Source organism: Rhodobium orientis, from assembly GCF_003258835.1.
GTDB lineage: Bacteria > Pseudomonadota > Alphaproteobacteria > Rhizobiales > Rhodobiaceae > Rhodobium > Rhodobium orientis.
In genome coordinates this window covers 22,363-45,648 of record NZ_NPEV01000024.1, presented here as the reverse complement: position 1 = coordinate 45,648, position 23,286 = coordinate 22,363, and the positions used below count along the sequence as shown (strand labels likewise).

Below are 23,286 nucleotides of genomic sequence, written 5' to 3'. Positions count from 1 at the left end.
CGATGTCCCGCATACATCATTTCCACGAGGCAGGGCTTACAACTGGCAGGCCCCCCTCCGCCTGTCCCAACCTCCTTCTCCTTTCCGGCCTGCTGACCTTCTGTGTCTCGCCGCCCGTCTTCCCGAGCAGCGCGATCGCGCAGACCACCACGACCGAAACGCGATCCGCCGTCGATCCCTACAGCGCGTATGTCGCCGAGGCGTCACGTCGCTTCGGGCTTCCCGAACGTTTGCTCCGCGCCGTAATGACGGCCGAAAGCGACGGGATCGAGCGCGCAGTTTCCTCCAAGGGTGCGATAGGGCTGATGCAGATCATGCCCAACACCTGGATCGAGTTGAGCACCCGATATCGCCTGGGGAACGACCCTTTCGATCCGCGCAAGAACATCCTCGCGGGCACGGCCTATCTGCGTGAACTCCATGACCAATACGGATCTCCGGGTTTCCTCGCCGCCTACAATGCCGGACCAGGCCGCTACGACGAGTATCTCGTCGACGGGCGAGCACTGCCGGCCGAAACGCGCAACTATGCTGCGGTTCTCGCGCCCTATGTCGATATCTCTGCCGCTTCCCTCGCGGCAATCCCCGTGCACATCAACCGCAGCTATTGGAAACATTCTCCGCTCTTCGCCGCGAAAGCCGACGGCAGTGCCGCCGCTGTTCCGGCGGGATCGTCGGTGGAGCCTGCGACCGTCACACAGACACAGGCCGACGGCACCGACATGGATCTCACTCCTCGGGATAGCGGGCTGTTCGTCACGCCATCGCAGCCGAGCGAGCGCCGATGACCGCGAGTGCATCATGGCGAAGATGGGCGTGCTCCCGCAAAGCCCTGACGGAAATGCGTGTTGAGCGAGAGAGCACGACCGAAGGACGGCGAGATAAAAGGGGCACGCCGCTCGAATCGCAAGTCATTGAAATGACCTGGATTCCGGCGTGCCGGTCGGTCGGGCCGCGTGCCGCCGCCGATGAATTGTCGTGTGATTTCAATGCTATTTTCGGCACTGCAGCCAGATTCCGGGATGAGGAAGGCGCGCGATGAGCAGCGATGACCGCGACTTCCGTATTCGCCCCGGCCGTATTCGCGACAAACGGGTTCCCCGCCAGAAGAGCTTTATCAACCAGGTGATCCGTGCCGCCAAGAAGTCCGGGCATGTCTCGGCGACCGGAACCGGTGGCCGTGGTTCCGGCTATGGCCGATCAAGCTTCGGCCGGGGCCGCACACGCTTCGCCCGCGCCCGTCTCTTCAGCCCATCCAGGCGCGTTGTCGTAAAGGCCCGCGTTGTCCGCCACAGAGGCCGAGCCTTTCGTTCCGCGCCACTTGCCGCTCATGTCGCCTATCTGAAGCGCGAAGGCGTCACCCGCGATGGCGAACGCGGCATCATGTTCGACGCGGCGAGCGACAGTGCCGACGACCGCGCTTTCGCCGAGCGATGTGAGGACGACCGGCATCATTTCCGATTTATCGTCTCGCCCGAGGAAGCCGCCGACATGCAAGACCTAAAGGTCTTCACCCGTGATCTCGCGGGGCAGATGGAAACGGATCTCGGCACCAGGCTCGACTGGATCGCCGTCGATCACTGGAACACCGACAATCCGCATGTCCATCTTCTGGTTCGCGGCGTCGACCAGACCGGCGCCGACCTCGTCATCTCTCGGGACTACATCAGCCGTGGCCTGCGCTCGCGCGGCGAAGAACTGGTCTCGCTGGAACTGGGCCCGAAGCCGGAGCACGAAATCCGCGCAACGCTCGAAAAGGAAATCACCGCCGAGCGTTGGACGAGCCTCGATCGCGAAATCCGTTTCGCCGCCGACGATACCGGGCATATCGATCTCCGCCCGGATGCCGGTGACATGCGCAACAGCGAACCCCGCCGGTTGATGATCGGCCGCCTGCAGCATCTGGAGAACATGGGCCTCGCTTCGCCGGCTGGTCCGGGCGAATGGATGGTCGGTCTTGAAGCTGAACGCAAGCTACGCGATCTCGACATGCGCGACGATATCATCAAGACCATGCATCGCGCCTTTGCCGAACGCGGCCAGGACCGCGGCATCGCTGATTTCGCGATCGAGACCGGAGAAGCAGCTACCCCAATCATCGGCCGGCTCGTTGATCGTGGGCTGCATGACGAGTTGACCGGCGAGGCCTATGCCGTGATCGATGGCACCGACGGGCGCGCCCATCATATCCGCTTCCGTGGTATCGAAGCCTTTGAGCATGCACCGCCACTTGGCGGCATCGTCGAGGTGCGGCGCTTCGGTGAGGCAGAAGGTCGCCGCCCCACCCTTGTCCTGGCGCTCCGCTCGGATCTCGATCTCAAAGGTCAAATCGTTGCACCGGGCGCGACCTGGCTCGATCACCGGCTGGTCGAACGAGATCCCATACCGCTCTCAACGGGCGGGTTCGGGGGCGAGGTTGGCGCAGCGATGAAAGCGCGCGCGGACCACCTCGCCGGCGAAGGTCTTGCGCGCCGGCAAGGGCAGCGCATTATTCTGCAGCGCGACCTAATCAACACGTTGCGTCGTCGAGAGCTAGACGCGGCGGCGGAAAAGCTCGCCGATGACACCGGATTGCCTTATGTGGAATCCGCGACCGGCGAGCATGTCACTGGCTGCTACCGCCAAAGGCTGACGCTATCCTCCGGCCGCTTCGCCATGATCGACAGTGGGTTCGGCTTCCAGCTGGTGCCGTGGTCGCCGTCGCTTGAGAAGAAGCTGGGGCAAGAGGTCTCCGGGTTGGTGCGTGGCAGCAGCGGCATTGATTGGAGCTTCGGCCGAAAGCGTGGGCTGAGTTTGTAGGTTACGCCAATGGTCCACCGACCCAAAGCGGCGACATGTAGATATCGGTTCTCCCCATAGGTGCGAGATGGTTGTCCGGAATACCGTTGATCCCGCCAAACGAGTTCTTTCCGATCTACACGCAATTGCCGCCATTCACGCGACGTCCTCTATTCGGTTCTTGTGACTGGCCCGTGTTGCGCGTTGATCATCCAGCACCATGTCCGCGACCAAGATCCTCTGGGGCCAAATTGCCGTTGTCTTCCTGATCGTCCTCACCACCACATGGGGCGCGACGGAATGGGTTGCTTGGCGGCTTGGTTTCCAGCCGCAGCTTGGAACACCTTGGTTCAGTCTGGCGGGTTTGCCCTTCTACTATCCACCAGCCTTCTTCTGGTGGTGGTTTTCGTATGAGGCATATGCGCCTCCGATCTTCGTCGAAGGCGCCGTCATAGCGGCTTCAGGCGGATTCTTGTCGATTGGCGTCGCCATCACGATGTCCGTTTGGCGCGCGCGGGAAGCCAAAGACGTCATCACCTACGGCTCGGCACGCTGGGCGGAGCCCAAGGAAGTCGCCAAGAGCGGATTGCTCGGATCGGACGGTGTCGTACTCGGCAAATTCGAAGAGCATTACCTGCGCCATGACGGGCCCGAGCATGTTCTTTGTTTCGCGCCAACACGGTCCGGCAAGGGCGTTGGCCTGGTGGTTCCTTCGCTCCTCACCTGGCCCGGCTCTGCCATCGTTCACGACATCAAAGGCGAGAACTGGTATCTGACCGCCGGCTTTCGGTCCAGGCACGGCCGCGTGCTGCTCTTCGATCCAACCGATCCCAAATCGTCCGCCTACAATCCTCTGCTCGAAGTCCGCCGCGGCGACTGGGAGGTGCGTGACGTGCAGAACGTCGCCGACATTCTCGTCGATCCCGAGGGATCGCTCGAACGGCGCAATCACTGGGAAAAGACCAGCCATTCGCTTCTGGTCGGCACCATCATTCACGTCCTCTATGCCGAACCGGACAAGACCCTCGCGGGCGTCGCCGCGTTCCTCTCCGATCCGAAGCGGCCGATCGAGGCTACGCTCAAGGCGATGATGACGACGCCGCATCTGGTCGAGGCCGGCCCTCATCCGGTGGTCGCATCCGCGGCACGGGAACTTCTGAACAAGGCCGACAACGAACGCTCCGGCGTTCTCTCAACCGCCATGTCGTTCCTCGGGCTCTACCGCGACCCTGTCATCGCAAAGGTGACCCGCCAATGCGACTGGCGCATCGCCGATCTGATCGACGGAGAACAGCCGACCACCCTCTATCTCGTCGTTCCGCCCTCCGACATTTCGCGCACCAAACCCCTCATTCGATTGATGCTGAACCAGATCGGTCGGCGCCTGACCGAGGACCTGCAGGCGACCAACCAGCGCCAGCGCGTGTTGCTCATGCTCGACGAATTCCCGGCACTCGGTCGGCTGGACTTCTTCGAAAGCGCCCTCGCTTTCATGGCTGGTTACGGGCTCAAGGCATTCTTGATCGCCCAGTCTCTCAACCAGATCGAAAAGGCCTACGGGCCAAACAACGCGATCCTGGACAATTGCCATGTTCGGGTGAGCTTCGCGACCAATGACGAACGTACCGCCAAACGGGTTTCCGACGCGCTCGGCACTGCGACCGAAATGCGCGCGATGAAGAACTATGCCGGGCACAGGCTCGCGCCCTGGCTCGGTCACCTCATGGTGTCGCGGCAGGAGACGGCGAGACCTCTGCTCACGCCTGGCGAAGTCATGCAGCTTCCCGCCTCGGACGAGATCGTCATGGTGGCGGGCTTGCCCTCAATTCGGGCCAAGAAGGCCCGCTACTACGAAGACACAAGATTTACCGAGCGGATCGCCGCGCCTCCGGATCCAACCAAGAGTACGCCGCCCCAGAAGAGCGATGCTTGGGCCGGTCGTATCGCTACGCCGATCACCAAATCCGATCGCGATAAGGACGCCAGTTCCGAAGACGCAGCAGATGGTGGAATCCGGCGGCAGCCAGACCTGCCTGAACATGAAGACATCGTACCGCCGCCCAAAGGGCCGAAACCGTCGAGGGAGTTTGACCTGCTTGAAGACGATGCCGATGAGCCCGCGAAACAGGCGCGGGCATTTCGTCAGCAGGGCCGCCAGATCGCACGGCAGGCGACACTGGACCCAAAAGACGGAATAGAGTTGTGAGGGCAATGACATGCGCAGCCGGATGAATGTCTATTTCCCGCCTGAGATGCTGAAACAGATCGCCGATCTCGCGGATCGCAAGGACCTGTCCCGTTCTGCCATCGTCGAAGCGGCCGTTGCCTCGTTCCTGTCTCCCGACGGGGCCGATCGGATGGAGGCTGCTTTCACGCGCAGGCTCGACCGTCTCACGCGACAAGTTCAGCGCCTGGAACGCGACGTCGGGATCAGCGCCGAGACACTGGCTCTCTTCATCCGGTTCTGGCTCACGATCACGCCGCCGCTCCCCCAGGACGCTCAATCGTCGGCTCAGATCAAGGGTCGAGAGCGCTTCGAGGGGTTTGTCGAGACGCTCGGCCGGCGTTTGCAGAAGGGGCAGAGCTTCCTGAAAGAGATTCCGGACGACATCGCTCCACCCGAACCACCAGTTCCGACTAACGACACACGGGAATAGATTTCGCAGCGCCCGCAATAGGACGGGTGCTTGTCGCTTTCTCGCCGTTCCCCTGTCTTTACCCGCCACACCCCTACTACGCCCTTGACGGTGTTGCGCGAGGCCATTTCCTGCATTTCTTACTAATCCCCGAACCGGGATCGTTGTCGCGATCCCAGCCACTATCGGGGACGAGATTTCGGTGACCTTCCAAAGATCGGAAACATCCTCGCGCGGGGCGCGCATGCTGCGCACCGCGCTCGGTCCGGCCATTGCGCGTTTCCTCGAAGAGCCCGGCATCGTCGAAGTGATGCTCAACCCGGACGGACGGCTTTGGATCGACCGGCTGTCCGAAGGTCTTTCCGACACCGGTGAGTTGGTCGCTTCCGCCGACGGCGAACGGATCATCCGGCTCGTCGCCCACCATGTCGGTACCGAGGTTCACGGCGGAAGCCCCCGCGTCTCGGCGGAACTCCCGGAAACCGGCGAGCGCTTCGAGGGTTTGCTGCCGCCGGTCGTCGCCGCGCCGACCTTCGCGATCCGCAAGCAGGCCATCGCCGTCTTCTCCCTCAACGACTATGTCGCCGACGGCATCATGCGATCGGACCAGGCGGCCGCCCTCCGCACCGCGGTTACTGGCCGAAAGAACATCCTCGTCGCCGGTGGCACCTCGACCGGAAAGACGACACTGACCAATGCCTTGCTTGCCGAGGTGGCAAGGAGTGCTGATCGCGTCGTCATCATCGAGGACACGCGGGAGCTGCAATGTTCAGCCCCCAATCTCGTCGCCATGCGCACGAAGGATGGCGTCGTCACGTTGTCCGATCTCGTTCGCTCATCTCTACGCCTTCGCCCCGACCGCATTCCCATCGGTGAGGTACGTGGGCCGGAAGCACTCGACCTTTTGAAGGCCTGGGGCACCGGACACCCGGGCGGAATCGGCACCATCCATGCCGGGACCGCGATCGGCGCGCTCCGCCGCCTCGAACAACTCATTCAGGAAGTCGTGGTGAGGGTTCCCCGCGCACTGATCGCCGAGACCATCGATCTCGTCGCCGTGCTTTCGGGCCGTGGCTCGGAGCGCCGGCTCACAGAACTCTCCGCCGTCACGGGGCTCACCCCCGACGGCGACTATCGCCTCACCCCAGCCATCCAAACCTCGGAAGGGACCACCGCATGATCCGTCCCGTCTCTCACCTTCGTCGCGAAATCGCAGGCGCTGCCGCCACGTTTGTCGTCACAATGACGATGGCGCCTGCCGCTCGCGCGGCCGGTTCGTCCATGCCCTGGGAGGCACCGCTCCAGTCCATCCTCGAATCCATCGAGGGACCGGTCGCCAAGATCATTGCCGTCATCATCATTATCATCACAGGCCTGACGCTCGCCTTCGGCGATACATCCGGCGGCTTCCGGCGCCTTATCCAGATCGTCTTCGGCCTGTCTATCGCCTTCGCCGCATCGAGCTTCTTCCTGTCCTTCTTCTCCTTCGGCGGCGGGGTACTCATCTGATGACCGACGTTCCCGGCTTCGTCGTCCCCGTCCACCGCGCCCTGACCGAACCGATCCTGCTTGGCGGGGCGCCGCGCGCGATCGCGATTCTGAACGGCACGCTCGCCGCCGCCCTAGGCCTCGGCCTGCGCCTCTGGCTGGTCGGGTTGATCTTGTGGGGCATCGGTCATGCCACCGCCGTCTGGGCGGCGCGGCGCGATCCGCTCTTCGCCGATGTCGGACGCCGGCACCTGCGCATCCCTTCCCATCTGAGCGTGTGACGACCCCCATGATGAATCTCACCGAATACCGCCGCACCTCTTCCCGCCTAGCCGACTTCCTTCCCTGGGCAGCGCTGGTTGAAGACGGCGTCGTCCTCAACAAGGATGGCTCCTTCCAGCGCACCGCTCGTTTCCGTGGCCCCGATCTAGACAGCGCCGTTCAGGCCGAACTGGTTGCGGTTGCCGGCCGGCTCAACAATGCCTTTCGCCGGCTCGGTTCGGGCTGGGCGATCTTCGTCGAGTCGATGCGGGCGCCCACACGTGACTATCCTGAAAGTACCTTTCCCGATCCGGCGTCGGCGCTCGTCGATGCGGAACGCAAGGCAATGTTCGAAGAGGAAGGGGGGCACTACGAATCTCGCTACTACCTCACCTTTCTCTATCTGCCGCCAGCGGAGGATGCGTCACGCTCGGAACGGTTCCTGTACGAGGGGCGGGAACGGGGTGGCGAGGCCAATGCTCGCGAACAGCTTCACGGCTTCGTCGATCGAACCGCGCGCGTTCTGGCGCTGCTCGACGGTTTCATGCCCGAATGCGCCTGGCTCGATGACGCCGAAACCCTGACCTATCTTCATGCGACGGTATCGAGCAACCGGCACCGCGTCCGCGTACCCGAGACCCCGATCTATCTCGACGCACTGCTGATCGATCAGCCGCTTGCGGGCGGCCTCGAGCCGATGCTGGGAAGCACCCATCTGCGCGTTCTGACCGTCGTCGGCTTCCCGAGCGCGACAACGCCCGGCATCCTCGACGAACTCAATCGGCTCGCCTTCCCCTATCGCTGGTCGACCCGCGCCATCCTACTCGACAAGGTCGACGCGACCCGCCTCCTCACCCGCATCCGCCGGCAATGGTTCGCCAAGCGGAAATCGATCGCCACCATCCTCAAGGAGGTAATGACCAACGAGGCCTCCGTACTTGTCGATACCGATGCCGCCAACAAGGCAGCGGACGCTGACGAGGCCCTGCAGGAGCTCGGTGCGGACATCGCTGGCCAAGCCTATGTGACCGCGACGCTGACCGTCTGGGACGAGGATCCGCGCATCGCCGATGAAAAGCTGCGGCTGGCCGAGAAAGTCATCCAGGGCCGCGACTTCACAGCGATGCCGGAAACCGTCAATGCCGTCGACGCCTGGCTCGGCAGCCTCCCCGGCCATGTCTATGCAAATGTCCGGCAACCGCCGATCTCCACACTCAATCTGGCCCACATGCTCCCGCTCTCCGCCGTTTGGGCAGGACCGGATCGGGACGAACACCTGGCAGCACCTCCTCTATTCTTCGGAAAGACCGAGGGCTCGACCCCATTCCGGTTTTCCCTTCACGTTGGCGATGTCGGGCACACCATGGTGGTCGGCCCCACCGGCGCCGGCAAATCGGTTCTGCTGGCACTGATGGCGCTGCAGTTTCGCCGCTACCGCAATGCCCAGATTTTCGCTTTCGATTTTGGAGGCTCGATCCGTGCCGCCACACTCGCCATGGGCGGTGACTGGCACGACCTCGGCGGCGGACTGACCGGAGGCATTGACGAAAGCGTCTCCCTCCAGCCGCTGACCCGCATCCAGGACGTCCCTGAGCGGGCCTGGGCCGGTGACTGGATCGTCAATATTCTGCGCCGCGAGGGCGTCACGATCGATCCCCAGGCCCGCGAGCATATATGGGCAGCACTCACTTCACTCGCCTCCGCCCCCCTAGAAGAACGCACGATCACGGGCCTCTCGGTCCTACTGCAGTCTCAAGACCTGAAGCGCGCCCTACAGCCCTATTGCGTCGGCGGTCCCTATGGCCGCCTGCTAGACGCGGAGAGCGAACAGATCGGCAGTGCTCCGGTACAAGCTTTCGAGACTGAGGACTTGATCGGAACCAGCGCGGCGCCTGCCGTTCTCGCTTATCTCTTTCATCGCACAGAGGCACAACTCGACGGCCGACCGACCCTGTTAATTATCGATGAGGGATGGCTCGCGCTCGACGACGAGGGCTTCGCTGCCCAGTTGCGCGAATGGCTGAAGACGCTTCGCAAGAAAAACGCTTCCGTGGTCTTTGCGACGCAGTCCCTATCCGACATCGACAATTCTGCAATCGCACCCGCGATCATAGAGAGCTGCCAGACCAGGATATTGCTGCCGAACGAACGTGCCATCGAGCCGCAGATCACTGCAATCTACCGGCGCTTTGGGCTGAACGACCGGCAGATCGAGATCCTCGCCCGGGCGACGCCAAAGCGTGACTATTACTGCCAATCACGTCATGGGAATCGCCTGTTCGAACTCGCTCTTGGCGAGGTTGCACTCGCGTTCTGTGCAAGTTCGTCGAAGGCCGATCACGCGGTTCTCGAAAAACTCGTCGCGGAACACGGACGCGAGCATTTTGCCGCGACTTGGCTGCGCGAGCGCGGGCTTGGTTGGGCGGTCGATCTTATCCAAAACCTCGACAATCTGGAGAATGCGTCATGACGTTCCGTCGTTTCAGACTTGCAGGTTTTGGCGCCGCCCTCCTCGCTTGTCCCGTTGTACTCTTGCCGGACCCAATAGCATCATCGGCATTCGCTTGGCGCGCCGTCTACGATCCGTGGAACCACGCCGAGAACATCTTGACGGCCGCCAGAGCGCTCGAACAGGTCAACAACCAGATCACCTCACTTCAGAACGAAGCGCAGATGCTGATCAACCAGGCACGTAACCTGACGAGCCTGCCCTATTCGGCACTGCAACAGCTTCAGAGATCCGTCCAGCGCACGCAGCAGCTTTTGGGCGAAGCCCAACGCATCGCCTTTGACGTCCAGCAGATCGATCAGGCCTTTAAAACGACATATGGCGACGCCTCACTCTCGGCCACCGACCAGGACCTGATCGCAAGCGCGCGCGAGCGTTGGCGGAACACCGTCGCCGGACTGCAAGACGCGATGCGCGTGCAGGCCGGCGTGATCGGCAATATCGAAACCAACCGTACTCAGATGAACGAGTTGATCGGCCGCAGCCAGGGCGCGACCGGAGCGATACAGGCAGCCCAGGCCGGCAATCAGCTCCTCGCCCTACAGGGACAGCAGCTCGCCGATCTCACCGCCGTCGTCACCGCCAACGGAAGGGCGCAGGCTCTTGCCGATGCGGAGCGGGCCGCCGCCGCCGAACAGGGACGCGAGCAACGCCGCCGCTTCCTTGAACCGGGATCGGGCTACCAGCCGGGCAACGCCCAAATGTTCTACGGCGGCAAATGAGGCGCGGAAAATGGACGGCAAGACCCTCGCGCGCATCGCCGCGATCGCCTTCGTCGCGGTCGCCATCACGGCGACCGTGCTCGAACTGACCCAGGAACCGGAACCGCTATCGGATGCTGTGTCCGCCCCCGCGCCGACCTGGGCTTCTGATGTCGATCTGGTGCGACGGGAGCTGCGGCGCTGCCAAAGGCTCGGCGAAGCGGCAACCCGCGATCGGGATTGTCTCGCCGCGTGGTCCGAGAACCGGCAGCGCTTCCTCGGCATCGAGGCAGAAAGGCCATAACACCATGGGCGATACTGGCGTCATCGACCATTTCCTGCAGGTCTTCACCTCCTATATCGATTCCGGCTTTGGCCTGCTCGGCGGCGAGGTGGCGTTCATAGCAGCCACGCTGATCGTCATCGACGTGACGCTGGCAGCATTGTTCTGGTCCTGGGGTGCCGACGACGACATCATAGCCCGGCTGATCAAGAAGACGCTCTTCGTCGGCGCCTTCGCCTATATCATCTCAAACTGGAACTATCTCGCCCGCATTGTCTTTGAGAGCTTCGCGGGCCTCGGCCTGAAGGCCAGCGGCACCAGGTTTTCCGCAACCGATCTCTTGCGTCCGGGCAAAGTTGCCCAAACCGGCCTCGAAGCCAGCCGACCGTTGCTGGAATCCATCTCCGATCTGATGGGCTACTGGGCCTTCTTCGAGAATTTTATCCAAATCGCCTGCCTGCTCTTTGCCTGGGCGCTGGTGCTCCTCGCCTTCTTCATCCTCGCCATCCAGCTCTTCGTCACCTTGATCGAGTTCAAGCTGACGACGCTGGCGGGCTTCGTGCTCATTCCCTTCGGCCTCTTCGGCAAATCCGCCTTCATGGCCGAGCGCGTGCTCGGCCACGTGATCTCGTCCGGCATCAAGGTTCTGGTGCTCGCCGTAATCATCGGCATCGGCTCGACCCTCTTCTCTGAGTTCACCGGCGGTTTCGGCGGCGACCAGCCGACCATCGACGAGGCCATGGCTATCGTTCTCGCGGCCCTTTCGCTTCTTGGCCTCGGCATCTTCGGACCGGGCATCGCAAGCGGCATCGTCTCTGGCGGCCCGCAACTTGGCGCAGGCTCCGCGGTCGGCACAAGTCTCGCCGCAGGCGGCATGATGGTTGCCGGTGGTGCCCTTGCCGCAAGGGGGGGATCCGCCGCGCTCGCCGCCGGGTCTGGCGCAGCTCGTGGAAGCGCCTTGCTGGCGGGAGGTGCGACAACCTCCTATTCGCTCGCCTCCTCCGGACAATCGGGCGCTTCCGGCGTCGCCGCCGGTCTCGGCGGTGTCGCGAGAGCGGCCGGTGAAGCCATGACGTCGCCGCTTCGCCGCGCCTCGTCCGGCGTGAGGCAGAGCTACGCTGAGGGTGGGCGCGCGGCCATCGAGTCCACTGGGGGTGCTGTCACCGGGGCCACTGCCCCGGCTCCCGCCAGCGCACGCGCGGACATGCCCGACTGGGCGCGTCGCATGAAACGCGCCCAGCGCGTCAGCCACGGTGCCTCGGCAACTGCTCATTCCATCCGTTCCGGAGACGCCCACGGCGGCGGCTCCTCCATCGATCTCTCCGAAGGAGACCGCTGATGTTCAAACGGCCCGCAACCCATTACGGCAAGACACCCGAACCCGAGACCCCCTATCAGAAGGCTGCCCAAGTCTGGGACGAGCGTATCGGCTCGGCGCGCGTTCAGGCGAAGAATTGGCGGCTGATGGCCTTCGGTTGCCTGATTCTGACGACCGGCTTTGCCTCCGCGCTGGTCTGGCAGTCGACCCGCGGTACCGTGGTGCCGTGGGTGGTGCAGGTCGATGCGCTCGGGGAGGCGCAGGCAGTGGCACCGGCCGCGGCCGACTATGAACCGGCCGACCCTCAAATCGCCTTCCACCTCGCCCGCTTCATCGAGAATGTCCGGGCCATTCCCGCCGATCCGATCATCATGCGCCAGAACTGGCTGCGCGCCTACGACTTCACCACCGACCGCGGCGCGCTGGCGCTGAACGACTATGCCCGCGCCAACGACCCCTTCACCAAAGTCGGCGAGCAACAGGTCGCCGTCGAGGTCTCCAGCGTCATCCGCGCATCCCCAAACAGCTTCCGCATCGCCTGGAGCGAGCGCTACTACGAGAACGGGCAGCTCTCCGCGACCGAGCGCTGGACCGCGATCCTGACGATCGTCATCCAGCCGCCCCGCAACGCCGAACGCCTGCGCAAGAACCCTCTCGGCATTTACGTCAACGCGGTTCACTGGTCGAAGGAGCTCGGACAATGACCATGCCGCTTTTCCGTAAAGCTGGAGAGACGGTTTCGTGCAAAGCCTCCTTCGCTGTTCTCCTGATTTCCGTTTCCGCGCTTTCCGCCTGCACCACCTACAAACCACCGGAAATCACTTACGACAGCGACGTCCCGCCCCTGCCCTCCGTGCCGGCTCCAATCACCGACGAAAGCGCAAAACCGCTTCACGTTCCGCCAGCATGGACACCTGCCCATGGTGGGGAGATCGCGACCACATCTACCGATCGCGTCGAGAACGCCAACGCCGCGGCCCGAGTCGAACCGAGGCGCGAGGGCTATTTCAATGCCATTCAGATCTACCCTTGGAGCGAGGGCGCGCTTTACCAAGTGTATGCCGCGCCGGGACAGGTCACCAATATCGCTCTCGAACCTGGAGAACGCCTGACCGGTGCCGGACCGATCGCGGCCGGAGATACCGCTCGCTGGATCATTGGCGATACCGAAAGCGGCGACGGCCAAACGCGCCGTGTTCATGTCCTCGTCAAGCCGACGCGGCCCGACATCACAACCAACCTCGTCATCAGTACGGATCGACGTGTCTACATGATCGAGCTGCGTGCCGACGAGGAACCTTACATGCCCGCCGTCGCCTGGGCCTATCCCGCACCGCCCGCCTCGCAGCGCCAAACCACGCCCGCACGGCCGGCGATACCGGTGATGAGTGCGCGCCGCTACCGGTACGGACTAACCGGCGACACACCGCCCTGGCGGCCGGTTTCGGTCTTCGACGATGGACGCCGCGTCTACATCCAGTTCCCGCGCGGCATCGTTCAGGGCGAGATGCCGCCGCTCTTCGTGATCGGCTCCGATGGCGAAGCGCAAATCGTCAATAGCCGTATCCACCATAGCTTCCTGATCGTCGATCGCATTTTCGGCGCCGCCGAGTTGCGGCTCGGCAGCGGCCGCTCACAACAGGTGGTCAGGATCGTCAGAAACGATGGAGTGAGAAGCGGTCCACTCTCATGGATGCGAAGTTCCAGTGAACCTTCGCAAGTGACGAATAGTAAGAAACCAATCCGCCTTCAAGCGGATCGAAAGGCCCGTCCGCCCGTCCCAAGGGGTGACAACACCCAAAGGGCCGGGGGGCAAAGCGGAGGGCAAGGGTCATGAACGATGACAAGCATGCGAAACCGGAACCGAAATTCACGAGTGCGCCCACCGACGCAGCCGCGGCAATGCGCCTGCGTGCGAAGCCGCCACAAGTCACCCGGTTGTCGCGGCGGACATTGGCGGCAGTCGGCCTGATCGTCTCATTGGGCATTGGTGGGGCGCTGATCTATGCGCTCCGGCCGCCGGGCTCCCAAACCGCCGGCGAAGAACTCTACACGACTGACAATCGCCGCACTGCGGAAGGGCTCGAGGACTTGCCAAGAGATTATGCCGGGCCGATCCTTGGTCCGCCTTTGCCAGGCGATCTCGGTCGGCCGATCCTCAATGCGAAGGAAAGAGGCCAGCCCGTCACGCCTCCTGTTGTCGCGCCGCCGGCGACCGATCCCGAGCAACAACGTCGACTCGCCGAGGCAGAAGCGGCTCGAACCAGCCGCGTCTTCTTCCAGACTGGGACGACCAGCCCGACCACCCCGAATCGACCCCCAGACCCCGCGGCGCCGGGTTCCCTCGGGCTTGGCCTTACGCGACAGGCGAGCGCAACCACCACTCAGGATCGCCAGCTTTCGTTCCTCAATGCACCGGCCGACCGCCGTACCGTTGCACCCGATCGTGTCATGCCAACGGCCTCACCTTATGTCCTTCAAGCAGGGTCGGTAATTCCCGCCGCTCTCATTACCGGCATCCGATCCGATCTTCCCGGCCAGATCACTGCTCAGGTTACTCAGCACATCTACGACAGCCCGTCCGGGCAAATCCTCCTCATCCCCCAAGGCACGCGCATCATCGGCGAATACTCCAACGATGTCGGCTTCGGCCAACGCCGCGTTCTCCTCGTGTGGAACCGCCTGATCTTCCCGAATGGCAGATCCATAGTGCTCGAACGGCAGCCCGGCACCGATACTGAAGGTTTCGCTGGCCTGGAGGACGGTGTCGATCATCATTGGTGGGATTTGGCAAAAGCGGCAGGGCTCTCGACCCTGCTCGCAGTCGGCGCGGAACTCACAATGGACGATGATGATCGGCTAGTGCAGGCTATCCGTAACGGCGCGCAGGATACGACAAACGATGCTGGGCAGCAGATCATCCAGCGTCAGTTACAGGTCGCCCCCACTTTGACGATACGGCCCGGCTTTCCCGTACGAGTGATCGTCACCCACGATTTGGTTCTTGAACCTTACCAAGGCTGAGCCATGACAACCAAGCTGAAGCTCTCCGCTATTCCCGATGACAAACCGGTCAAAATCACCGCCGAACTGCCCGCGGAGGTTCATCGCGACCTCGTTGCCTATGCTGAAGTCATGACCCAAGGGTCTGGCAAGCCAGCACCCGACCCAGCCCGGCTAATAGCGCCGATGCTGCAACGCTTCATGGCGACCGATCGTGCCTTTGCACGCCTGCGCAAATCTCATCCGCGGACGCCCTGACATCGAACTGCGGCGGCAACCAGTCGGAGTTGCCGCGCCGCACTCGTCCGACAAGTACATGAGCCGTGCTGACCAAGCATCGAAGGGCGGGATTGTCGTTCTCCCCAAGCCAGATCGCATTGAACGAAAGGATGTTGCCCTTGCCTGCCAAAGGTCGCAAGACGACCTCTGGAAGATTGACGTTCGACCATGCAGCTGTCGTCAACGCCAGGCCCTGACCGAGACCAACGAGGTTCATCAGGGTCTCAAAACCAACGCCACGAGTCTCAATGTTGACATGAATGGAAAGACCCGCAAGACGCCGCACCAGGCAATCATGAAATTCTGGACCGGGCGCCTTCCTGCTGGTTATGAACTTTTCACCGCTGACGTCTGACCATTCTAGCGTCCAGCGCTCGGCCAGCCTGTGTCCTTTCGGCAAGGCAATATGGAGAGGCTCACGCCAAAGTTCGACACACTCGAAGTTGCGCGGTTCGCAATCACCTGGAACGAAAACGATATCAAGCTCACGCCCTCGCAGAGCCGCGATATTTTCGTCCCGACCACCATCATGAATATCGATTTGAACGTTCGGATACTCCCGCTGATAAGCGATTATCAGTTTCCTGAGGCAACCGCCGGCGAGCGAAGTCAGAACACCGATTCTAACGTTCCCGACTTCGGCGCGACCTGCGGCATGAGCCGCACGCCGCGCCTGCTCCAAATATTGAAGCGCGAGTTGCACATCTTGCAAGTAACTTTGGCCGGCATTGGTGAGCCGGACGCCCGTATTGCTCCGCTCAAGCAGAGAAACGCCGAGCTTGTCCTCCAAGCGCATAATTCTGCGGCTGACAGTGGATTGCCCGACCCCGATCACTTCAGCTGCCTGGCGCAGGCTGCCATTCTCAGCCGCAGCTACGAAGTAACGGATTTCTGAAAGCTGGGGCATAATCGCTACTCAACAGCATTGCACACAATTCCATGACGCCATCCGTCCTTTTGTGCCGCGAGATTGAAAGCGAGAAACGGCTCAGTCTTTCTCATGTCGCCTTCAATCCCGAGGCCGAATTACCTCTGAACCTCGAACCTTCCGTTTTTGACCGGACCACCCACGGACTTTTGAACTCTTTCACTTTGCCGATTGGTTCGTGAAAAAGGAGGGGGATTGCGCGACATGAGACGGATGGCCTGCATCCGAGTCACGATAACCGGACAAGATGTTCAATTGTGCAGCTACACCCGGACATCGCACGTTCGTATTTGTCAAAACCCAAGGACCCACTCGCCCAATCCGATGGAAATAATCTTTCTATTGTGATGGATAAGTGTGTTCCAGGCATGGCAGCAACTGTTGACGACGTCACCATATGACTCAAAAGTCCCGGCTTAAGGCCAGTTGCCGGTCACGAGGTTCCTGATGTTGTAGACCGGATTGGTTCGAACGATCGATTCCTTGGTCGCGCGCATCGGCAATCTCCATGACCAATTCGTCCCCACCGAATGCGATAGCTTCGTCCATTCCGATATTAGCCCGGAGTTCGTTGCTCATGCTGTGCGGACATGGATCAAGGCAGTCGGCGCCACGACGGCTTACATCGAGCCAGCCTCACCTGGGAAGAACGGCTATTGCGAAAGCTTCAATGCCCAGTTCCGCGATGAGCTGCTTGACAGCGAGATCTTCTACAGCCTGAGCGAAGCGCAGATCCTGATCGAACAATGGAGGAAGCATTTCAAGACGAAACGACCGCTTAGAGTTTTGGGCTACCGCCCACCGGCACCGGGAACCATCGTCCTGATGGACGAAGGTCGGTCATGCACTAATAATCAACATGGACCACTCCGGTGGGGCTGATCATAATTACTGCGTGCCAAAATTGAACTGCAGTGCAATTCTAACAGAAATTTTAGTTGATAATTTATATAAGTTAAACCGATATAACTTCGAATAAAGGAAGAGCATATAGCGAATAAAACGTGAACATTGCACTATATACAGAATATTAGAACTATACCCTGAAGACATCATATGCTTTAAAAATTTTTTTATATATTCTTTATCATTCCATAGTACTATTATTCTGTAATCGAATACATATTAGTGGAAGTTCTTGGAACTATTTAAAAGCTGGAGTTCCAAATTGTGATGTGATTTAAGCTTCCTTTTGCGGAGGCCATCTTGGCACGTTTGCTAATGGTAGATACGGAATGAGCGTTTTTTAAACCTGTCCTTGTCGCCATCCGCGGTCGCGGTGGTCTTTTACCGAGGATCACAAGAGAGTGCTGGACGGGATCTTCTGGATTGCGCGCTCCAGCGCCCAACGGCGTGACCCGCCCGAGGAATTCGGCAAATGGTCCTCGGTTTATCGCTAGTTCCGACGCCGAATGATGGCAGGTTCTAAGAGTTGATCCTGGCGCCTCTGGAGAGAGTGGATCAATGCCATATCAAGCTCAGACGATCGACAGCACCATCATTCGCTGCCGCTATCAGGCCGCTGGCGCAAAAGTGAGGATTCTTACATTCGAGAATGCCCCCATAAATGGCCGATCACCTAGCTGCCACGTCACAAATCATTCGTGCAAGTTCTTCCTCTTTCAGCCGGGATTTAACGACGTTCTGGGCGCGCACGTCGACCTGTAACTGGTCCTGGTTGACGAGCATCATCACTCGCAAATCCGCCCGCTGGCTCAAAGCATCGTCCAACAACTCTTGGCCCGGGCCATCCGGCAAGGTTTCATCCAAGATGAGGAGATCGAAAGACTGCTCGGAAAGCTGCTTACGGGCAGCGGCGAGCGTGGGCGCGCGCATCAGCTTGACGCGCCCCCTGAGGAGGGACGACATCATGGCGAAGAAGTCCGCATCGCCCTCCACATGTAATACTCTGGGTAGGTCCGCAGTGTCCTTCTGCGCAACGCTTTGCTTCTGGTCCTCGGGCTCGTTGCTGTCCGACCCGTTCTCGCAAAGTGGCAATGCGACGGTAAACTCGGCGCCGGATCCCGGTATGTTACGATACGAGATCTTGCCGTCCAGATGCTCGACGATCTGCTGCGAGATGTGCAGGCCAAGGCCGGTGCCGCCCTTATTCCGTGTGGCGGAGGAATTTGCCTGGCTGAAGCGGTTGAAGATTTTGTCCTGGAACTCCGGCGGGATGCCGGCCCCCTCATCGGCAACAGATACCTCGACCGCGCCACCCCGCCTGACGATGAAAATGTCCACGGTTCCGCCGGAAGGCGAGAATTTAGCGGCGTTGGACAAAAGGTTAGAGAACACCTGCTGCAATCGTCTTGCATCGACGTCGACAGCATAGGTGCCATCCGCCTCGACAACAGTTGTCACACCGAACTTTTCGAAATAAGGCTGGTTTGTCTCTACCGCCTGACGTACCAGTTCGTTCAGGTTTTCGATACGGCGATCGAACTTCATCTCGCCGGAAGCGATCTTCTCGATGTCGAGAATGTCGTTGACGAGTTCGATCAACCGTTCGCAGTTCTTCAAAGCGATCGTGAGAAGGTGTGCGATCTTCGGCGTCAGATCCTTACCTGCAGGACCGAGCACCAGCCCCAACGACCCCCGAATGGATGTCAGAGGTGTCCTCAGTTCGTGGCTGACGGTGGCGATGAACTCCCTCTTGGCCCGTTCGGCCTCCTTGCGCGCGTCGATATCCTGGAACTGAGCGACGAAGTAGCCGTGCTTGGCCTGCTGGTCCTCAACCCGGGACAGGCCGAACAGGCACCATATCGGCCTGCCGTTCTTGGCGACGAAGCGACGTTCTACCTGTTTTTCGGCGGCCGCGCGCTCCAGGAACTCAGACAAATCGCCGTTCGCCGACAGTTCTTCCGGATGTGTCACCGTTGCGAAATCCAGACGCTCGAACTCCGCTGGCTCATACCCCAAGAGCGAACAGAGCGCCTCGTTGACCTGCAGCCATTTTCCCTTGTCGCTGATCAGCGCCATGCCGACGGGCGCATTCTCAAGTGCCAGGCGGAAACGTTCCTCGCTATCGCGTAGCGCCAGCTCCGCCGTCTTCAGTGCTGAGACATCGGTCTGGGTACCGATCATGCGCATTGCCCGGCCGGTTGGGTCGCGTTCGATGACGATGGCTTCGGAGCGCAGCCAGATCCAGTGTCCGTCCGCGTGGCGAAGCCGGTATTCCGACCACGAACTTTCGCTTCTGCCGTCGATGCAGTCCTGGTCAGCCTGCTTGACCCGGGCCCGATCATCAGGATGAAGGCGGGATTCCCATTGCTGCTGCGGCTCGATCTCGTCGTCCTCGGAAAACCCCAGCATCTGTTTCCAGGTGACGGAAACAAACGAACGACCGGTCGTCAGATCGATGTCGAAGACGCCGATACGCGCGCCTTCCAGCGCCTGCTTCAGGCGTTGTTCGCTGACCTCCAGTTCCTTGGTAATGCGGTGCTGCAGCGTGACGTCGCTGATAATCAGCGTATAGCGCAGATTTCCGGCCTCGGTGCGCCATTCGTTTCTCTGCACCGTTAAAAAGAGTTCGTCGCCGCTCCTGGTCCTGGTTTCCATCAACTCGGCTGCCGCGTTTTTCGCGTCCTCTGGAATGTCCGCTCCATCTTGGAAACCAGGCATCAGTGTCGCAATCGGCCGGCCGGCGAGCTCGGTCGCGTCATAACCGAAGATCAATTCCGTTGCCGGGTTGGCCGAGCGGATGGTGCCGTTTTCGTCGAGCACCACGACGCCGGCGAGCGCGGTGTCGACGATCGAGCGGTTCTGCCGCTCGCGCGCGGCAATTTCGCGCGTCTTGCGCTCAACCGTCTGCTGGATCTCGTCCTCGCGGCGCGCGTGGGACATCAAGAGAACGCCGAACAGAAGAGTCAGCGACAACCCTGCCGCCAGCACGATCGCCGACTCCTTGGAGGAGATGGAGGCCGCAAAGGCCGGCGTGCTCTCCCACACCACGGTCCATTGTTGTTCCCTTACGGACAGCACCTTACTGATGCGATAGGCCGGCTGATGCGATGTGTCGTCGGAACTCGTGTAGATCAGCATATCGGCGTCGGCCTTGGGGCCGTCATAGACACTGATATTGATCCTCTTGCCCTGGCTCGCCGTCAGCTCGCGCATGAAGTTGTTGGCAACGAAGGGGGCGTAGACCCAGCCGCGAAATGCCGCACGGCGCTCCTCCACCGTGCCGACGGCGGCGAATGGTTCGTAGAGCGGTCTCAGCAGCAAGAAGCCAGCGCTTTTCGTCTTGTCTTGTACGAGGAAGATCCGGTGCGTGATCGTCGGCCGGCCGGTGTCCCGCGCATGGATCGCGGCAGCGCGGCGGTTTCCCTCAAAGGCAATATCGAGCCCGAGCGCCGCCTCGTTCGCCTTGAGCGGCTCAATATATGTGATCACGAACATGTCCCGGTCCGTGACCCTTCGCGGCTTGACGGTGAAATCCGAAACGCCGTTGCGAGCGACCTCTTTCAGTAATGACTGGAGGTCGTCCGGCTTTACCGGCTGGATGAAGCCGATGCCGTTGATTCCCGGTAGATTGCGGTCGATGTCGAACTCGTCGACGAACACCCTCCATTCCGCGGCCGACACTTGGAAAGAGCCATTGAAGGCCCCTGCGCCCGCGTCAAGCGACTGGTTGTAGGCATCCAGCCGATTCAAAAGCGCGCGTTCGTTGTCGCGTGCCAGCACCTCAAAGGAGGAAAGACCCTTTTCGAAAGAAGCTTCGCTGGTAAACTTCCACCCGTAGAACGTCAATCCCAAGGGGACGAGCAACGCCAGAAGCCCCATACGGCTGACACGGGCCAGTGGTTTTCCGCGAAAGCGGGCACTCCAAGGTCGCCATGGACTGATCAATGTCAGCGGCAAAACGATCAGAATGCCGGCTACATCACCGATCCACCAAGTGATCCAGTTGTTGGCAGCAGTCGAAAGCGGCGTAACGCCCGCGCCAAGGAGGCTTGCCACGCCTACACTGGCGCCGATGAGGCAGGGTAACAACGCTGCCAGCAGAAGAAACAGGACGATAGCGCGCATTGTGTCGATTACAAGCGGCAGGCCGAAACGTCGACGAACGAGATGGACGGCCAAGATCGACTGCAGGGTGGATCCCGCCGCAATCGAAACGGCTACCGCAAACGCCGTCCAGTTGGGACCGTCGACACCGAGAGCCTCGCCAACGACGGCGTTGACCGCGAAGGAGCCGACGAAAACGCCGGGCCACAAACGCTGACCAAAAAGTAGAAGCGCGGAGACGGCGATGCCGGACGCCGGCCAAATCAAGGTCGCGTAGCCGGGAGGCACCGCCAGGCGCAGGCCAAGCCAGCCAAAGAATGCGTAAAGACCGGCGACGACGACAACGCGCCACAAGTCGACGACACGCGTCGGCAGCGCAGTATGACCTATGCCTCGCCCCCGGGATCGTTCCGGAGCGCCGTTAGCCGGCACTTTTGGTGCACTCGGCCTTGCAGCGGTCATGTCACGCTACACATTGCTCGGCCGCTGTGACGGCAAAGGGCGCGCGAACCCAATACATCGTTGTATTACCTCCTGCAACGAAATTGAAAAGTAGGAAACCCTATTCTGACTGTTCTTAAAAATAGACTAAACGAGACAAGCGTCTTCCGGAACGCGTTTGTTCACATTTTACTAAGCATTATTGGAGACATTTCGCCGAACTATTTTTGTGTTTTGACCTTTGCACCAATCTAGTTGAGGTTTGGATCTGCTAAAGGATCGCGCGGTGACCGCGCATCGACGTAAGAAAAACCAGTGTGCAATGACAGGGGGGACAGTGTGAGCAAATCCCGGGTACTTTACGTGGACGATGATCCCGATATTCGAGAGATCACCGTCATGTCGCTTGAACTCGACGAAGACCTGGAAGTGCAGTCGTGTGAATGTGGGCAAGATGCGCTCAAGGTCGCTCGAGAATGGCAGCCCGATCTAATTCTGCTCGACGTCATGATGCCTGAGATGGACGGCCCGCAGACCTTGGCCGCCTTGCAGGAAATTGAAGAGACGAAAGACATTCCCGTGATCTTCATCACCGCCCGGACGCAGCATTACGAGGTCGAGCGGTTCATGCAGCTCGGCGCTGCGGACGTTATCGCCAAGCCCTTCGACCCGGAGGCCCTGGCGGATCTCGTGACGCAGCACATCCAGAAGCGGGCTAGCTGATGCCTGCCGGGAGGGTTTCCTCCCGGCTGCCGATCGCCCCGGATTCGCCGACAGGCCACCATCGCAACACGAGAAGTCTTTGGGGCCTTCTGCGAAGACCACCGTTTCGCTGCGCGCACGAACAGATATACTCCGCAACACGTATTCCTTGCCGTAATTTCTTAAAGGCAAACAACAGTCTCCGTTCCGGACTATCCTTCCGTATAGCTTCTCTGTCCTTATGCTTCGTGGCGGTCGAAGATCGCGTCGTATAAATAAGACGCCACGGAACAACGATCACAGAGGAAACGGACATGTCGCTCCACACGGTGATGACTTCGCTGAAAAGGTCCCTGGCCGTTCTCGCGGTCCTTAGCGGACTTTCTGGTGTTTTGTCCGCCGGCTTCGCCTCCGGTCCGGCCGTGGCGACCGCGCTTGAGGCGAAGCCGACGGGCACCGTCATCTTGCAGGTCTCCGGCAAGATCTCGGCAACCAATGCCGGCGACGAAGCGCATTTCGACCTCGATATGCTGAAGGGCATGCCGGCCGCAACGTTCAATACCAGCACGGTCTGGACGGACGGAGAGAACAGCTTTACCGGCGTTCCCCTCAAGGATCTTCTCGCCACGCTCGGTGCCCACGGGCGTACATTGCGGGCGACCGCGATCAACGACTACGCGGTTCGGATACCCGTCTCCGATGCGGTTTCTCCCGGCCCGATCGTTGCCTATGCAATGAACGGAAAGTCGATGTCCCGCCGCGGAAAGGGTCCCCTGTGGATCGTCTATCCGTTCGATCAGCATTCGCGCTTTCAATCCGAAACGATATATTCACGAAGCATATGGCAACTTGATCGACTTGAAGTGATCGACTGAATTTCGTGATGACCCCATGCCGAAAAGCGTGAGCAGAACTGCAAAACGCAGCGGAAGACTCCGAAAAGGACTTG

At 60.8% G+C, this 23,286-nt stretch carries 19 protein-coding genes and 2 pseudogenes; 19 read left to right on the top strand and 2 right to left on the bottom strand.

Annotated elements, in window-relative coordinates:
* The first annotated feature begins 2 nt into the window (after positions 1–2).
* The 15 genes from CH339_RS12195 (at position 3) to CH339_RS12125 (ending at position 15,235) form a co-directional block, all read left to right on the top strand.
* Positions 3–788 (top strand): lytic transglycosylase domain-containing protein, encoded by a 786-nt coding sequence (locus tag CH339_RS12195; RefSeq protein WP_111434633.1) that lies wholly within the window; start codon positions 3–5, stop codon positions 786–788.
* 250 nt (positions 789–1,038) lie between these two features.
* On the top strand, positions 1,039–2,799 hold the full coding sequence (locus CH339_RS12190) for a relaxase/mobilization nuclease domain-containing protein (protein ID WP_111434632.1): 1,761 nt from the start codon (positions 1,039–1,041) through the stop codon (positions 2,797–2,799).
* Positions 2,800–2,998: 199 nt separating this feature from the next.
* Entirely contained in the window at positions 2,999–4,984 is a 1,986-nt protein-coding gene (locus CH339_RS12185) for a conjugal transfer protein TraG (protein WP_111434631.1), read from the top strand.
* Positions 4,985–4,994: 10 nt separating this feature from the next.
* Positions 4,995–5,435 (top strand): CopG family transcriptional regulator, encoded by a 441-nt coding sequence (locus CH339_RS12180; protein ID WP_111434630.1) that lies wholly within the window; start codon positions 4,995–4,997, stop codon positions 5,433–5,435.
* 223 nt (positions 5,436–5,658) lie between these two features.
* On the top strand, positions 5,659–6,594 hold the full coding sequence (gene trbB, locus CH339_RS12175) for a P-type conjugative transfer ATPase TrbB (protein ID WP_207189633.1): 936 nt from the start codon (positions 5,659–5,661) through the stop codon (positions 6,592–6,594).
* Positions 6,591–6,923, top strand: a complete 333-nt coding sequence (locus CH339_RS12170) for a TrbC/VirB2 family type IV secretion system protein (protein WP_111434628.1) — start codon at positions 6,591–6,593, stop codon at positions 6,921–6,923. The genes trbB and CH339_RS12170 overlap by 4 nt, the downstream gene beginning before the upstream one ends.
* Positions 6,923–7,183, top strand: a complete 261-nt coding sequence (locus CH339_RS12165; protein WP_111434627.1) for a VirB3 family type IV secretion system protein — start codon at positions 6,923–6,925, stop codon at positions 7,181–7,183. Before CH339_RS12170 ends, CH339_RS12165 begins: the two co-directional genes overlap by 1 nt.
* An 8-nt stretch (positions 7,184–7,191) precedes the next feature.
* Positions 7,192–9,633, top strand: a complete 2,442-nt coding sequence (gene trbE / locus CH339_RS12160) for a conjugal transfer protein TrbE (protein ID WP_111434626.1) — start codon at positions 7,192–7,194, stop codon at positions 9,631–9,633.
* Positions 9,630–10,394, top strand: a complete 765-nt coding sequence (trbJ, locus tag CH339_RS12155; protein WP_111434625.1) for a P-type conjugative transfer protein TrbJ — start codon at positions 9,630–9,632, stop codon at positions 10,392–10,394. The genes trbE and trbJ overlap by 4 nt, the downstream gene beginning before the upstream one ends.
* A gap of 10 nt (positions 10,395–10,404) precedes the next feature.
* Entirely contained in the window at positions 10,405–10,677 is a 273-nt protein-coding gene (gene trbK-alt, locus CH339_RS12150; protein WP_111434624.1) for a putative entry exclusion protein TrbK-alt, read from the top strand.
* A gap of 4 nt (positions 10,678–10,681) precedes the next feature.
* Positions 10,682–11,995, top strand: a complete 1,314-nt coding sequence (gene trbL / locus CH339_RS12145) for a P-type conjugative transfer protein TrbL (protein ID WP_111434623.1) — start codon at positions 10,682–10,684, stop codon at positions 11,993–11,995.
* Entirely contained in the window at positions 11,995–12,678 is a 684-nt protein-coding gene (gene trbF, locus CH339_RS12140) for a conjugal transfer protein TrbF (protein WP_111434622.1), read from the top strand. The genes trbL and trbF overlap by 1 nt, the downstream gene beginning before the upstream one ends.
* Positions 12,675–13,811, top strand: a complete 1,137-nt coding sequence (gene trbG / locus CH339_RS12135; RefSeq protein WP_111434621.1) for a P-type conjugative transfer protein TrbG — start codon at positions 12,675–12,677, stop codon at positions 13,809–13,811. The genes trbF and trbG overlap by 4 nt, the downstream gene beginning before the upstream one ends.
* Positions 13,808–14,998 (top strand): TraB/TrbI/VirB10 family type IV secretion system protein, encoded by a 1,191-nt coding sequence (locus CH339_RS12130; RefSeq protein ID WP_111434620.1) that lies wholly within the window; start codon positions 13,808–13,810, stop codon positions 14,996–14,998. The genes trbG and CH339_RS12130 overlap by 4 nt, the downstream gene beginning before the upstream one ends.
* 3 nt (positions 14,999–15,001) lie before the next feature.
* Positions 15,002–15,235: a DUF2274 domain-containing protein gene (locus CH339_RS12125; protein WP_111434619.1), complete on the top strand. Its 234-nt coding sequence runs from the start codon at positions 15,002–15,004 to the stop codon at positions 15,233–15,235.
* Here the strand turns inward: CH339_RS12125 and CH339_RS12120 are convergent.
* A complete protein-coding gene (locus CH339_RS12120; RefSeq protein ID WP_207189632.1) occupies positions 15,177–16,163 on the bottom strand; it encodes a LysR family transcriptional regulator in 987 nt (328 codons plus the stop codon). The genes CH339_RS12125 and CH339_RS12120 overlap by 59 nt on opposite strands.
* A gap of 570 nt (positions 16,164–16,733) precedes the next feature.
* Between CH339_RS12120 and CH339_RS12115 the strand changes: the two are divergent.
* Together CH339_RS12115 and CH339_RS25390 are read left to right on the top strand one after the other, a co-directional pair.
* Positions 16,734–17,035, top strand: a pseudogene (locus CH339_RS12115) (integrase core domain-containing protein); the annotation flags it as partial.
* A 450-nt stretch (positions 17,036–17,485) separates the two neighbouring features.
* Positions 17,486–17,584 (top strand): annotated as a pseudogene (locus CH339_RS25390) (IS5/IS1182 family transposase); the annotation flags it as partial.
* A gap of 175 nt (positions 17,585–17,759) precedes the next feature.
* Here CH339_RS25390 and CH339_RS12105 read toward each other — a convergent pair.
* Positions 17,760–21,656, bottom strand: a complete 3,897-nt coding sequence (locus tag CH339_RS12105; protein ID WP_111434616.1) for a CHASE domain-containing protein — start codon at positions 21,654–21,656, stop codon at positions 17,760–17,762.
* 342 nt (positions 21,657–21,998) lie between these two features.
* On the opposite strand from CH339_RS12105, the gene CH339_RS12100 reads away from it, so the two are divergent.
* Together CH339_RS12100 and CH339_RS12095 are read left to right on the top strand one after the other, a co-directional pair.
* The gene (locus CH339_RS12100) at positions 21,999–22,358 is read left to right on the top strand and encodes a response regulator (RefSeq protein ID WP_245408142.1); all 360 of its coding nucleotides are present in this window, start codon (positions 21,999–22,001) and stop codon (positions 22,356–22,358) included.
* Between the two features lie 293 nt (positions 22,359–22,651).
* Positions 22,652–23,212 carry a putative pterin-binding protein gene (locus CH339_RS12095; protein WP_201241068.1) on the top strand — a complete coding sequence of 187 codons (561 nt, stop codon included), beginning with the start codon at positions 22,652–22,654 and terminating at the stop codon, positions 23,210–23,212.
* Positions 23,213–23,286: the final 74 nt, after the last annotated feature.

Coding starts and splice junctions, on each gene's coding strand:
- CH339_RS12195 (WP_111434633.1), top strand. CDS start 3: ATGTCCCGCATACATCATTTCCACGAGGCAGGGCTTACAACTGGCAGG.
- CH339_RS12190 (WP_111434632.1), top strand. CDS start 1,039: ATGAGCAGCGATGACCGCGACTTCCGTATTCGCCCCGGCCGTATTCGC.
- CH339_RS12185 (WP_111434631.1), top strand. CDS start 2,999: ATGTCCGCGACCAAGATCCTCTGGGGCCAAATTGCCGTTGTCTTCCTG.
- CH339_RS12180 (WP_111434630.1), top strand. CDS start 4,995: ATGCGCAGCCGGATGAATGTCTATTTCCCGCCTGAGATGCTGAAACAG.
- trbB (WP_207189633.1), top strand. CDS start 5,659: ATGCTGCGCACCGCGCTCGGTCCGGCCATTGCGCGTTTCCTCGAAGAG.
- CH339_RS12170 (WP_111434628.1), top strand. CDS start 6,591: ATGATCCGTCCCGTCTCTCACCTTCGTCGCGAAATCGCAGGCGCTGCC.
- CH339_RS12165 (WP_111434627.1), top strand. CDS start 6,923: ATGACCGACGTTCCCGGCTTCGTCGTCCCCGTCCACCGCGCCCTGACC.
- trbE (WP_111434626.1), top strand. CDS start 7,192: ATGATGAATCTCACCGAATACCGCCGCACCTCTTCCCGCCTAGCCGAC.
- trbJ (WP_111434625.1), top strand. CDS start 9,630: ATGACGTTCCGTCGTTTCAGACTTGCAGGTTTTGGCGCCGCCCTCCTC.
- trbK-alt (WP_111434624.1), top strand. CDS start 10,405: ATGGACGGCAAGACCCTCGCGCGCATCGCCGCGATCGCCTTCGTCGCG.
- trbL (WP_111434623.1), top strand. CDS start 10,682: ATGGGCGATACTGGCGTCATCGACCATTTCCTGCAGGTCTTCACCTCC.
- trbF (WP_111434622.1), top strand. CDS start 11,995: ATGTTCAAACGGCCCGCAACCCATTACGGCAAGACACCCGAACCCGAG.
- trbG (WP_111434621.1), top strand. CDS start 12,675: ATGACCATGCCGCTTTTCCGTAAAGCTGGAGAGACGGTTTCGTGCAAA.
- CH339_RS12130 (WP_111434620.1), top strand. CDS start 13,808: ATGAACGATGACAAGCATGCGAAACCGGAACCGAAATTCACGAGTGCG.
- CH339_RS12125 (WP_111434619.1), top strand. CDS start 15,002: ATGACAACCAAGCTGAAGCTCTCCGCTATTCCCGATGACAAACCGGTC.
- CH339_RS12120 (WP_207189632.1), bottom strand. CDS start 16,163: ATGCCCCAGCTTTCAGAAATCCGTTACTTCGTAGCTGCGGCTGAGAAT.
- CH339_RS12105 (WP_111434616.1), bottom strand. CDS start 21,656: ATGACCGCTGCAAGGCCGAGTGCACCAAAAGTGCCGGCTAACGGCGCT.
- CH339_RS12095 (WP_201241068.1), top strand. CDS start 22,652: ATGTCGCTCCACACGGTGATGACTTCGCTGAAAAGGTCCCTGGCCGTT.